This is a genomic window from Salinirubrum litoreum (assembly GCF_020567425.1).
Classification (GTDB): Archaea; Halobacteriota; Halobacteria; order Halobacteriales; family Haloferacaceae; genus Salinirubrum; species Salinirubrum litoreum.
On the sequence record NZ_JAJCVJ010000002.1, the window covers coordinates 1,012,959 to 1,025,487 of the forward strand.

12 protein-coding genes are annotated in these 12,529 nt (G+C 68.6%); 6 read left to right on the top strand and 6 right to left on the bottom strand.

Annotated elements, in window-relative coordinates:
* Nucleotides 1–70: 70 nt before the first annotated feature.
* The gene (locus LI337_RS13680) at nucleotides 71–1,234 is read left to right on the top strand and encodes an acyl-CoA dehydrogenase family protein (RefSeq protein ID WP_227230402.1); all 1,164 of its coding nucleotides are present in this window, start codon (nucleotides 71–73) and stop codon (nucleotides 1,232–1,234) included.
* A gap of 16 nt (nucleotides 1,235–1,250) precedes the next feature.
* Here LI337_RS13680 and LI337_RS13685 read toward each other — a convergent pair whose 3' ends face one another.
* From LI337_RS13685 to LI337_RS13695, 3 genes are all read right to left on the bottom strand, one after another.
* The gene (locus tag LI337_RS13685) at nucleotides 1,251–3,128 is read right to left on the bottom strand and encodes a class I SAM-dependent methyltransferase (RefSeq protein WP_227230403.1); all 1,878 of its coding nucleotides are present in this window, start codon (nucleotides 3,126–3,128) and stop codon (nucleotides 1,251–1,253) included.
* A 140-nt stretch (nucleotides 3,129–3,268) separates the two neighbouring features.
* Nucleotides 3,269–4,687, bottom strand: a complete 1,419-nt coding sequence (locus tag LI337_RS13690; RefSeq protein WP_227230404.1) for a flippase — start codon at nucleotides 4,685–4,687, stop codon at nucleotides 3,269–3,271.
* A 189-nt stretch (nucleotides 4,688–4,876) separates the two neighbouring features.
* Nucleotides 4,877–5,893, bottom strand: coding sequence for a S24/S26 family peptidase (locus LI337_RS13695; RefSeq protein WP_227230405.1), 1,017 nt, complete (start codon nucleotides 5,891–5,893; stop codon nucleotides 4,877–4,879).
* Between the two features lie 129 nt (nucleotides 5,894–6,022).
* Here LI337_RS13695 and LI337_RS13700 point away from each other — a divergent pair, with 129 nt between their 5' ends.
* Nucleotides 6,023–7,639, top strand: coding sequence for a DNA-directed DNA polymerase II small subunit (locus LI337_RS13700; protein WP_227230407.1), 1,617 nt, complete (start codon nucleotides 6,023–6,025; stop codon nucleotides 7,637–7,639).
* Between the two features lie 56 nt (nucleotides 7,640–7,695).
* Here the strand turns inward: LI337_RS13700 and LI337_RS13705 are convergent, their stop codons facing one another.
* Complete coding sequence (locus LI337_RS13705; protein ID WP_227230409.1) at nucleotides 7,696–8,124, bottom strand: hypothetical protein; 429 nt, start codon at nucleotides 8,122–8,124, stop codon at nucleotides 7,696–7,698.
* A 190-nt stretch (nucleotides 8,125–8,314) separates the two neighbouring features.
* On the opposite strand from LI337_RS13705, the gene LI337_RS13710 reads away from it, so the two are divergent.
* From LI337_RS13710 to LI337_RS13725, 4 genes are all read left to right on the top strand, one after another.
* Nucleotides 8,315–8,773 (top strand): DUF7344 domain-containing protein, encoded by a 459-nt coding sequence (locus LI337_RS13710; RefSeq protein WP_227230410.1) that lies wholly within the window; start codon nucleotides 8,315–8,317, stop codon nucleotides 8,771–8,773.
* 6 nt (nucleotides 8,774–8,779) lie between these two features.
* On the top strand, nucleotides 8,780–9,121 hold the full coding sequence (locus LI337_RS13715) for a HalOD1 output domain-containing protein (RefSeq protein WP_227230412.1): 342 nt from the start codon (nucleotides 8,780–8,782) through the stop codon (nucleotides 9,119–9,121).
* A 140-nt stretch (nucleotides 9,122–9,261) separates the two neighbouring features.
* Complete coding sequence (locus LI337_RS13720; RefSeq protein ID WP_227230413.1) at nucleotides 9,262–10,440, top strand: aspartate kinase; 1,179 nt, start codon at nucleotides 9,262–9,264, stop codon at nucleotides 10,438–10,440.
* A 46-nt stretch (nucleotides 10,441–10,486) separates the two neighbouring features.
* A complete protein-coding gene (locus LI337_RS13725) occupies nucleotides 10,487–11,092 on the top strand; it encodes an HAD family hydrolase (protein ID WP_227230415.1) in 606 nt (201 codons plus the stop codon).
* Nucleotides 11,093–11,113: 21 nt separating this feature from the next.
* Here LI337_RS13725 and LI337_RS13730 read toward each other — a convergent pair whose 3' ends face one another.
* Together LI337_RS13730 and LI337_RS13735 are read right to left on the bottom strand one after the other, a co-directional pair.
* Nucleotides 11,114–11,773: a metallophosphoesterase family protein gene (locus LI337_RS13730; RefSeq protein WP_227230416.1), complete on the bottom strand. Its 660-nt coding sequence runs from the start codon at nucleotides 11,771–11,773 to the stop codon at nucleotides 11,114–11,116.
* A gap of 100 nt (nucleotides 11,774–11,873) precedes the next feature.
* A complete protein-coding gene (locus tag LI337_RS13735; protein WP_227230417.1) occupies nucleotides 11,874–12,494 on the bottom strand; it encodes an IMP cyclohydrolase in 621 nt (206 codons plus the stop codon).
* Nucleotides 12,495–12,529 lie beyond the last annotated feature (35 nt).

Sequence of the window (12,529 nt, forward strand, 5' to 3'; positions counted from 1 at the left end):
AAGTCCGCCGGTCGGTGTGGCAATACTTGCGAACGAATCGCTTTTGAGGGGAGGGTGCCGAGAGTCCGTCATGCTCGATTACGTGGAACTGGAGGCCGACCTGGACCGCGAGGAGCGGATGATCCGGGACACCGCCCGCGAGTTCGTCGCAGACCGCGTGAAACCCGATGTCGGCGAGTGGTTCGAAGACGGCGAGTTCCCGCGAGAACTGATCGGCGAGATGGGCGAACTGGGGTTCTACGCGCCGAACCTGGAGGGGTACGGCTCCCCCGGCGTCTCGGAGACGGCCTACGGTCTCCTGATGCAGGAGTTGGAGGCCGGCGACTCCGGCGTCCGGTCGATGGCGTCGGTGCAGGGCGCGCTGGTGATGTATCCGATCCACGCCTTCGGCTCCGAGGCACAGAAGGAACGCTGGCTCCCGGCGCTCGGCGAGGGCGAGGCGGTCGGCTGTTTCGGCCTGACGGAACCGGACCACGGCTCGAACCCGTCGGCGATGGAGACGACCGCCGAGCGAGACGGCGACGGCTGGGTGCTGAACGGCTCGAAGACGTGGATCACGAACGCCCCCATCGCGGACGTGGCGGTCGTCTGGGCGAAGGACGCCTCCAGCGAGGGCCGGCCGGTTCGCGGGTTCCTCGTCGACACCGAGACGGACGGCGTGACGACGAACCACATCGACGGGAAGCTCTCGATGCGCGCCTCGGTCACGGGCGAGATCAGCCTCCAGAACGCCCGCGTGCCCGAGGACGCGGTGCTGCCGGACGTGACGGGGATGAAGGGGCCGCTGTCGTGTCTCACGCAGGCGCGGTTCGGCATCGCGTGGGGGGCGGTCGGCGCGGCCCGCGACTGCTTCGAGTCGGCACGCGAGTACGCGACCGACCGCGACCAGTTCGGCGGCCCCATCGCCCGGTTCCAACTCCAGCAGGACAAACTGGCGGAGATGGCGACGGAGATCACGACGAGCCAACTACTCGCGTACCGGCTCGCAGAGTTGAAAGAGCGCGGCGACCTGCGGCCCCAGCAGGTGTCGATGGCCAAGCGGAACAACGTCCGGATGGCCCGCGACCAGGCGCGGGTCGCCCGGGAGATGCTCGGCGGCAACGGCATCACGCGCGACTACCCGCCGATGCGCCACCTGGCGAACATGGAGACGGTCTACACCTACGAGGGCACCCACGACATCCACTCGCTGATCCTCGGCGAGGACCTGACCGGCATCGCCGCGTTCGACTGAGCTCCCGACCGTCGGCTCACACCGGGCCCGCGAGCAGGTTCGTCAGTGCCAGCAGGTACGCCCCGACCTCGTAGCTCCCCTTGAACTGCTGGTCCGGGACGTCGATCCGACCGTCGACCGTCAGTTGCCGCATCGGGACGCCGATCCCGCTCAGTGCCGTCAGATCGACGCCGAACTGGTTGTCTCCGAAGATCCAGCCCATCGCCCGCCGGACCTCGCGGTCGTAGGAGCGCTCTCCGCCGGCGGCGTAGTACTCCGCCACCGCGTCGACGAAGAACGTCTGGTGACACTCGTAGAGGAAGTCCCAGTAGGGCGGCCGCCAGCCGAATCGCCGGAGCAGGTCGCGCTTCGCGCGCCGCGCCGGTCCCACATCCTCCCAGAGAAACGCGCCGTCCGACCGCATCCGGTGCTCGATCGTGTAGTCCAGCACGCGCTCGACCGTGTCGAGGTAGCCGGAGCGTCCCGTGACGCGGATCGCCCGACAGAGCCCCCACAGCGCGTACATCTGGTTCTGGTGACGGCGCGTCGTCCCGTTGTCGAACGCGAACAGGCCCTCCCACGACACCCGGTCGGTGATCTGCCACAGTGCGTCCTCGATGTCTGCGAGGAGCGCCTCCCGGTCCGCGTTCGAGACCGCGTCGGCCCCCGACTCGGTCACGTCCCACAGCGTCGCCCAGCCGAACGGGAGCAGGCAGTCCTCGGCGTGTGAGAAGTCGAACGCCGCGGTCGCGTGCCTGGAGAGTCGCCACGCCGTCGCCAGATACTCCCCGGTTTCGCCGGCGGAGCCGAACACCCGACTCGCCCGCGCGAAGGCGTCGATCAGCGGGCCGACCCCGTAGCTCGGCATCTCGGCGAGCGTCGCGTCGTCGGCCACCTGCCGTGCGAAGTAGTCCAGTTCCGCCCGCAACTGCAGGTCGTACTCGTCGGTCCCGAGCGACGAGTCGCGCCAGTGCATCGCGCCGAGCAACGCGAAGGGCGCGTAGCGCCACTGGGTCGTGTCCTCGACCGACCAGTCGAGCGGGAGCGGCCCGCGACCGCGCCGACTCTCCCGGCCGTGACCACCCTCCCGACTGCCGCCGTACTCGCTCGAGTCCGGATCACCGCGCACCTCGTAGGTCAGCGCGCGGACGATCCGCTCGTCGCCCGCGTGCCAGAACCCGTCTCTGCTCGTCGGTCGGAAGAGACAGTCCAGTCCCTCCCGGAGTCGGCGGTCGAAGGGCATCGGTTCGGCACCGAAGACGAGATACGAGGCGTCGTGCCAGCGACCACGGTCGGTCAACTGGTCGGAGCACCACCACGCCAGGTCGACGAACGGTTCCTGGAGACGGTCGGGGAGGTGGTTGAGGAGGTAGTGGACCCGGCCGGGGTACTGAAAGAGGAGGTCGTAGTCCACGATCCGGAAGTCGGGCGACAGCAGGTCGAGCGCCTGCTCGGGCGAGACGTAGCGGAATCGGTTGTGATAGCGCGTGGCGTACGGAGACCGGGGGGTCGGCACCGAGACGACGACCAGACCGGTCGTGGCTCGCGCGAGTTCGGCGGCCAGTCGGTCGACGTCGAGGAACTTCCAGTCGAAGGGGCCGATGGAGACCGCCGCGTCGAACTCGTCGGTCTCGAACGGGAGCGTCGGGTCGCCCGGATCGACCCACTCGTAGCGATCGACCCGGTCACCGAGCGTCTCGCGGGCGTAGTCGCGTGCGTCGGGGGAGAAGTCGAGTCGCGTGACCCGGTCGGCGTCCAGTCCGGCCGTGACCGTCGACTCGGAGGCCACGTCGAGCACGTGCTCGCGGTGGCCCAGTTGATCGAGTGCGGCCAGTCGCTCCGCGTCGCGGAGATACTGCACGTTGGGGCCGGCGGGTGGCTGGCGCACCCACCGCGTCAGAATCTCGTCGCGCACGGTTGCCGGAGTCGCGTGGGGCACGGATAAGTATGGCCCGGCTTCTCCAGAGCCGACGGGGCGGGCTGTTCTCCCGCAGATTCGACGCGGTGGGCTACGCTCCCGCAGATTCGACGGGGAGGGTGTCCCGACCGCTCGACTCACCCCCACGGGACCGCCCGCACGACCCGCGTCCGGATCTTCGCGTGCCCGAGCAGACAGCCGCCGTACACGGCCGCGGCGAACAGCACCAGGCCGACCACGCCGACCGCCGAGTCGGTCGGAACGGCGGGGCGGACCGCCACGAGTGCACCACCCATGACCGTCGCGGAGAGCACCTGCCAGCCCAGGGTGTCCCACGCGACCCGGAGTCGGAGGTGTCGCCGGAGGACGGCCACCTGCGAGACGGCCGCGATACCGGCCGTGACGACCGTCGCGGTCGCCGCGCCGAGCATCCCGTACTCCGGAACGAGCAGGAGGTTCCCGGCCACGTTCCCGACGAGCGTCAGCAGGTTGGTCCAGAACACCGGCGCGGGCCGGTCGATCCCGAACAGCGTGTTCTGCGTGACGTTCTTCACCGCCTGCGGGACCTGTCCGACCACGAGGACGAGGAAGATGAGCCCCCCGCTCCCGAAGCCGTACAGCGCGCTGATGATCGCGTCGCCCAGCAGGAATGCGCCGACGAGCGCCGGGATCACCAGCGCGACCGCGGCCGTCACCGCCTCGGAGAACGCCGACTCGATCCGGTCCCAGTCGCCGTCCTCGTGCCAGCGCGTCACGCTCGGGGCGAGGGCGACCCCGACGACCTGCGCACCCAGCAGGGGGACGACGCTCAGCTTCCAGGCCGTCTCGTAGACCCCGACGGCCGCCTTCGTCGCGAACGCCGCGAGGACGAGCGTGTCCCCCCAGTTGTACGCCAGCGCGCTGACCTCCATCCCGGCGGTGTACTTCGAGAAGTCGAACAGACTCGCCACGTCGGCCCGCGTCGGCCGGGCGACCCGCGTGTCGAGGACGAGGTACCCGACGACCGCCTGCGAGACCGGGCCGGCCGCCAGCCCGTAGATCAGTCCGAGGACGCCGAAGCCGGCGAGGAGGAGGCCGACGCTCACTGCGACGCGAGCGACCTGCCCGAGCAGTTCGATACCGGCACTGCTCGCGATCCGACGCTCCCCGCGCAGGGCCGTGACCGCCAGTCGGGCACCGGCCCGGACCGCCAACACGAGGACGAGTAGCGGGACGACGACCCCGAGGTCGGCGTAGGCGACGACTGTCGGTTCGACGACCACGAGTGCGGCGGTGACCAGCAGAAACGGCGGGACGAGAAGCAGGAGTGCGGCAGCGAGGTACGCCCCACGCTGGCTGGCCGACTCGGACTGGCTGATGCGCTTGACGGTCGCGCCGGGGATGCCGAGTTTGGTGAAGACGCCGAGGACGCTGGCGAGCGTCTGGAAGGTGAAGAAGACCCCGAGACCGGTGGCTCCGAGCGTCCGGGCGAAGTAGATCAGGCTGACGAAGCCGATCAACTCGGAGACGATGCGGGTACCGAACAGCGTGAGGCTCCCGCGGTCGAACTCGGCCATCTCGGGGTGATTCGCGTCGACCGGATATGTTTATACTCCGGCTACCGCCACGGAGTCGCGAGACACGAGTGCGGTCGCCGTCGTCGACCCGAGTAGGCACCCGATTACGGCCGGACGAGTCGAGACGCTCTCCCGGCGCGGAAACTCCGGACGGGCCGCTCCACGACACGCCTCGGAAACACGGCCCGTCTACGCCACGGCGGGCGTTCCAGTCGAAACGCTGGTGTGAGCCCCGCTGACACGCACGGCGGACGACTCGGCGGGATGGTGAACCCCTCCGTTTCTACTGGAAACAATCGTTGAGAACTGTAAACGCCGAGCGTGTTTCGGTTCGTCACCGACCTCGGCCTGCGTCGCGGTGGCGAACCCGAGACGGACGTAGCCGAGATACGGCACGCGGACGCGGGCGACGCCCGCGATGTCGCGCTCCTGGACCGGGGCCGCGATGCCGCTGACCTGGTCGTACTGCGGGTTCGCGTCACCCTTCGTGATGAACCCGGCGTAGGGTGCCGGGCAGTACTGCAACTGCTGGCAGTTGCTGGCGTCCATGTACTCCGGGTTCGCCCGGTCGTACCAGTTCTCACCGTCTTCGACGTGGAGGCGAGCGCGGTGGATCACCGGCGGCCCGAACCGGTCCGGCCGGTCGTAGATGATCACCGATCCGTGGTCGCCGAACGTGCGGTACCCCGTCTGGACGCCCGTCTCGTGGGTCACGACGCCGGTGTCGCCGACCGCCGCGTCCGGGGCGTAGCGACCCGGTTCGGTGATGAAGACGAGGTCCCCACGCGACATGTGCGGTTCCATACTCCCGCTCTCGACGGCGACCATCGGCGGCCAGACGCCGCTGATCGCGAACAGCAGGAGGCCGACGGCGACGACCGCGAGGACGCTCGTCAGCACCTCGCGGACGAACATCAGTGGGCCGTCCTCGGCGTACCAGAACCGGCGGAGGAGGTTCTCGTCGCTGGAGTCCGATGGCTCGGAGGCGCGTCGAGGGGGTGGTGTCTCCCGACCCGTCGGATCGGCGTCGGCCGGCCGGTCCGACTCGCTCCGGGCGTCCGTCTTCGACTCGGCCGGTCGGTCCGACTCGTTCCGGGCGTCCGTCTTCGACTCGGCCGGTCGGTCCGACTCGTTCCGGCCGGCGTCGCTGCCCGCGCTCGATCCAGTTCCGTCGTCACCCGAGGGCGGGCCGTCGCCGGCGCTCATCGGTCCGTCGTTTGCCCGGCCCGGCTTTGAAGCTTCTGACTTCGTGGGTCGGCCGCCGCCCACCGATTGCGTCACCCGGCAGAGCCACCCTTCCGGCACCTTTTTCGCCGCCGACTCCCTTCGCTCGCTGTGCCTCTGGAGACCCCGGTCCGCGTCGCCCAGGAACTGGCGAGACGCGGCTACAACGCCGAGCGCGAGGCCGTGACGCTGCTCGCGGGCGCCGCGGACCCCGCGAGCGCGCTGGACCGGGCCGTCGAGGCCACGCCGGACGACGCGCTGCGGCTCACGACCGACCACGTCCGGGCCGCCCTCGACGCCGAGACCCCCCCTGCTTCCGGTGGAGATGTCGGGGGCGACACCCCCGGCGAAGACCCCTCCGTTTCGACTGGAGAGGCAGGGACGAGATCGCAGGACACGGGCGGTGGCGCTGCAGTCGAAACGGCGGGGGGGACTTCCGGTGGCGGCCGGGCGGCGGGTGCCGGCGGTCCGGCCGACGCGAGCGAGTCGGGCGACTGGGCCGGTCGGTCGGTCGAGCAGGCGCTCCACGAGATCGAGATCGCGGGCGACATCACCGGTCGGTCGACCGGGACCGGCGAGTACGACGACTTCGTGACCGTCTTCCGGGACCGCTACGAGCGACTCGCGGGCCAACTCCGCGGTCGGGTCAACCACCGCCCGGCCGAGGCGATTCAGGCGATGGGCGGCGGGAGCGACGCCGAGATGATCGGCCTCGTCAACGACATCAGATCGACCGCCAGCGGCCACTGGCTGATCGAACTCGAGGACACGACCGGCGTCTTCCCGTGTCTCGTGATGAAGGACCGGGACATCGCCGAGTTGGTAGAGGAGTTGCTCTTAGACGAGTGTATCGCCGTGCAGGGGACGCTGGCGGACGACGCCGGCATCATGTTCGTCGACGCCATCCACTTCCCGGACGTGCCGCGGACCCACCGCCCCTCGACCGCCGACCGCCACGTGCAGGCCGCGCTCATCTCCGACGTCCACGTCGGGAGTCAGGAGTTCATGGCCGAGGCGTGGCACGACTTCGCCGACTGGCTTCACACCGAGGAGGCCGAACACGTCGAGTATCTGCTCGTCGCGGGCGACATGGTGGAGGGGGTCGGCGTCTACCCGAACCAGGACGAGGAACTGGACATCGTCGACATCTACGACCAGTACCGCCGGTTCGCGGAGTATCTGAAGGAGGTACCGGGCGACATGGAGATCGTCATGATCCCCGGCAACCACGACGCGGTGCGACTCGCCGAACCGCAACCGGCCTTCGACGAGACCCTCCGGGAGATCATGTCGGTCCACGACGCACAGGTCACGGGCAACCCTTCGACGGTGACGATAGAGGGCGTCTCGGTGCTGATGTACCACGGCGTCTCGCTGGACGAGGTGATCGCGGAACTGCCCGAGGAGAAGGCGAGCTACGACGAGCCACACAAGCCGATGTACCAGTTGCTGAAGAAGCGCCACGTCGCGCCGCAGTACGGCGGCAAACTCCGCGTCGCCCCCGAGGAGAAGGACTACCTCGTCATCGACGAGGTGCCCGACATCTTCCACACCGGCCACGTCCACAAACTCGGCTGGGGGAAGTACCACAACGTCCTCGCGGTCAACTCCGGCTGTTGGCAGGCACAGACCGCCTTCCAGAAGTCGGTCAACATCGACCCCGACGCCGGCTTCGCGCCGGTCGTCGACCTCGACACGCTCGACATGACGGTGTACGACTTCTCCTGAGCCGGGGCCACGAGAGACGGACAGCGCCGAGCGACTCGGGGTGAGGACGACGGTACTCAGTTCGGTTTGAGTCGGTACCGCACGGTCCGGGTTCCCTGGAACATCGGCCCCGAACCCCGTTTCGTGAAGCCGGTCCGGTCGGCCGCCGTGCGACCTGTCTCGTCGTCGGCGGGGACGAGCAGTTCCACGTCCATCCCCTCGTTCGCGGCGAACCGGATCGGCTCCCCGAGCAGGCGTTCACAGGCCTCGACGGAGCCGCCCAGTTGCGTCACGTGGACGGTCCTGTCGCGGGCGTCGAAGCTGACGAACCCCAGCACCTCCTCTTCCGTGACCTCCGTGTCGACGTTCGGGTCCGTCTCGGGTCGCCGCCGCTCGGCGATACGGGTCGTCCGGTCGTGGACCACGTTCCGCATCACGTCGGCGGGCGCGTCGGCGATGGCCGCCAGTGCCTCGGCGTCGGACTCGACCGCGTCGCGGACCTCCATGTGTGGTACCAAGTGTGCCGGGTACAAAAGCCTACAGTGGTCGGTGTGGCGGCGACGAAGTCGACAGCGGTCGTCGGGGCGATCCGACAGTGCCGGTTCGGGCCGACGCCGGAACGACCCGAATCTAGATAGTTCGACTTCTGTACCGACCGCCAGCGGCATTTAATACGAAACAGCGCGTCTCTCTGTCGTGCACGACGAAAATGAAAACGAGTCGGTAGGTGCCGAGCGCCGTGCGGCGGTCGGCACCGACGAGGGGGAGGTGAGAACCGACCTCGACCTCGGTGCGGTGTTGCGAGTGCTCGACCACCCGCGACGTCGCTACCTCGTCACGACACTGGTCAACGGGCGAAGCGAGGCACCGCTCGCCGAGTTGGCGACCGAGATCGCCGCGAGAGAGCGCGACAAGCCGGTGACGGACGTGACACCACGGGAGCGTGCGAGCGTCCACACGTCGCTCCACCACTCGCACGTCCCGCGACTCGTCGATCTCGGAATCGTGACCTACGACGCCGACGACGAGTCGGTCGTCAGTGCGACGAACGCCGACAGAGTCCGGTCGGTCCTCCACAGCGCCGGCGTCGCGTTGACCACCGAGTCCGACGAGAGCCACACGGAAGACCGCCCGGCACCCTCGGACGGCGAGTGAGGAACGATGACCAGCGAGATTCACGACGATCCGCTGTCTGCGAACGACGGCCTCCGGCTCGCCAGCCAGCGCTACTACGACCGGGCTAGCGGCGACGAACTGGTGACGACACTCGTGTCGAGTATCGCCGACGTGCTGGACGTCGATCCCTTCGACAGCACCCGGATGCCGCCACTCTTCTACTATCTCGATCCGGAGCTGTTGGAGTCGGTGTTGTTCGAGTCCACGCCGACGGAGATCGGCTACGATCCGGACAAGACGATGATCTTCGACTACGTCGGCCTGACGGTCGCCGTTCGCAACAACGGCTGGGTGTTCGTCTACGAACCGACCGACCGCAACAACTGACCCGACGTGGCTGTCTGGAGACCGGGTCCGCGACCGGTGGGACCGGCAACGGTTGAACAAGAGGATACAGTTATCCGCGACCCCGCGCTAGACGGGGTCATGCCACGTCTGTCTGCGGACGCGCTCCGGGTGATCGCCCGATGCGCGTGATCGCCAAGTTCGGGGGCACCAGCCTCGGCAGCGGCGACCGGATCAACCGAGCGGCCGACTCCATCGCGGACGCGGTCGCACAGGGTCACGAGATCGCGGTCGTCGCCTCGGCGATGGGGAACACGACCGACGAACTGTTAGACGACATCAAGTTCGAGACCGACGACCGCGACCGCGCGGAGATCGTCTCGATGGGCGAGCGCACCTCGGTCCGGATGCTGAAGGCCGCACTCGTCTCCCGCGGCGTCAACGCCATCTTCCTCGAACCCGGCTCCGAGGAGTGGCCGATCATCGCCAACGACGTCGGCGAGGTGAACGTCGAGGAGACCGCGAAACGCGCCGCCGCACTCGCCGGGAAACTCGACGGCGTCGTCCCGGTCATCACCGGCTTCCTCGCCGAGAACGAGGCCGGCGAGATCACGACGCTCGGTCGCGGTGGCTCCGACACCACGGCCGTCATGCTCGGCAAGTACATGAACGCCGACGAGGTCGTCATCGTCACCGACGTCGAGGGCGTCATGACCGGCGACCCCCACGTCGTCGAAGGCGCGCGCAACGTCGGTCGGATCACGGTCGACGAACTCCGGAACCTCTCGTTCCGCGGCGCGGAGGTGGTCGCGCCCTCGGCGCTGTCGTACAAAGACGAGACGCTCGCGGTCCGGGTCGTCCACTACCAGCACGGCGACCTGCTGACCGGCGGGACGAGCATCGAGGGACAGTTCCGCAACCTGATCGACATGCAGGAGGAACGCCTCTCGTGTCTCACCGTCGCCGGCCGCGCCATCCGGAACCGGCCGGGCATCCTCGCTGAACTGTCCGACGCGCTGCGCGACGCCGAAATCAACGTCGACGCGGTCGCCAGCGGGATGGACTCCATCACCTTCTACGTCGACGAGTCGATGGCCGAACAGGCCGAGACCGTCCTCCACGACGAGGTCGTCACCGTCGAGTCGCTCTCCTCGGTGACCGTCGAAGACGACATCGCGGTCATCCGCGTCACCGGCGGGGAACTGCCGAACCGACCGGGCGTCCTGCAAGACATCGTCTCGCCGATCTCGGACGCCGGGATCAACATCCACGACCTGATCACCTCGGCGACCTCTGTCGCCATCTTCGTCGCGTGGGACGACCGCGAGGAGACGCTGGACATCGTCCAGCAGAAGTTCTGACCGAGGCGCAGAACGTTTTTGGTTCCGAATACCTGACACGTCGAACGTGAGAGCGATCTGTCTCGACCTCGACGGCACACTCCTCCAGTTCGACCGCGAGTACGCCGACCTCCTCCGGAACGCGGTCGCCGACGGCCTCGACGACCCGGAGCGCGCCGACCTCGCGGGCTACGACGCGGCGTTCTTCGAGGCCTTCGAGGACCACGAACCGAACCCGGTTCGCCGAGGGTTCGAGGCCGCAGTCCCGGACGCGACCGACGACGAACTCGACGCACTGGCCGACGCTCTCTTGCGCCACGAGGCAGACGCCTGTTCGCCACCGGCCGGCGCGGCGTACGACCTCGCGCGACTCCGCGAGGAGTACCTGCTCGGTGTGGTGACGAACGGCGTCGGCGACTGGCAACGACAGAAACTCGCCGCGTCGGGACTCGACCAGTACTTCGACACGGTCGTCGTCTCCTACGAGGTCGGCGCGCACAAACCCGACACCGCGGCCTTCGAGGCGGTAGAGGAGCGACTCGCGGCCGACGAGTTCGCGATGGTCGGCGACGCCGAGGCCGACGTGGCGGGCGGCGAGTCGGCCGGGTGGGCGACGTACCGGTACGAGGGAGAACGGATCGCCGACCTCCCGGATGCCATCGACTGGGGCTGATCGACGACCCGCAGTCCTCGACTACCGACCGTCGTAGAGCCGACTGCCGATCTTCTCCGGAAGCCCCGCCTCGCGGACCGCCTCGACGACGCGGTCGACGTCGTACTCGACGCGGCGTTCCTCGACCGTCGTCGCGTCCAGATCGACGACCGCGTAGGCGGCACGCGGGTCGCCGTCGCGGGGTTGCCCGACGCTGCCCGGGTTGAGGACGATTCCCTCGTCGTAGATTTCGTGGTGCTGGACGTGCGTGTGGCCCATGACCAGCACGTCCTCTTCCGCCAGCAGGTCCGGGCCGAACTCGTCGGGGTAGGTGTAGTGATCCGGGTCGTCCGGGTGGCCGTGGACGAGTTTCACGCGGTCGTCGGCCACCAGTCGCTCGTCGGGGAGTCGGCGGAGCCACGCCAGATCGAGGTCGTTCAGTTCGGATCTCGCGTGGTCGACCCCCGCCTGTGCCATCCCGTTGAACCGGAAGCCGGTGGTGCTGGCGACCGCCCGGTCGTGGTTGCCCATCACGCAGGGCACCGACCGATCCCGGAGTTCCCGGAGACACTCGGCGGGCCACGGGTTGTAGCCGACCACGTCGCCGGCACAGACGAGGCGGTCGACCGGCGGCATGTCGTCGAGCACCGCCGACAGCGCCACGCGGTTGCTGTGTACGTCGGAGACGACGCCCAGTCGCATGGCTCGGGGTAGTAACCGGCGAGGCAAGAACCTGTGGCCGACGCGGAGAACTGCGTCGCTGTCGTCGCCGACGACCCAGCGTCGGTCGGAGCTAGTCGAATCAGTCGCCGTTCCGGATCGCGGTCTCGACGCCGTCGTCGCCGACCCGCACGCCGGCCGCACAGACCGCGTGCTCGAAGTCCAGTTCGTACGCGTCGTCGGCGGCCGCAGTCGCGGTCGCGGCGTCGAAGTCGAAGTCGGTCGGCGTGTCCAGTTCGTAGGTCGCCACCAGCGTCGGCTCCGACACCTCTCGGACGAGGAGTGCGTCTTTCCGGACCGTACCGATGTACGCAGACCGGTCGCGCTCACCGGCCTCGCTGCCCTCGCCTGCGGTCCGGCCGGCGACGACGCCCGCGACACGCGGCGTGTCGTAGTCGTCCTTCTCGTAGTCCAGGGCGAGCAGACTCTCGGCGAGGGCGTCCCGCGCGGGGTAGCCCAGATCGAGTTTCTCGGCGATCGGATCGACGTGTGAGCCGTTGCCGACGACCGCCGACTGGCCGCCGTCGGCGGGTCTGACGCAGTTGTACGAGATGTAGGGGTTGTCCGACTCCGGGGCGTCCGGCGTCGGCGTGACCGTCAACTGGTCGTCGCGCGCGACGACCTGCCGGTTCGGGAACGACCGAGAGGAGACACGGTACGCCGCCAGTTCGGGTCCGACCACGACGAATCGACCGATGTACATACACGACCCTGTGCAAGTCGGATCAAAATACCTGT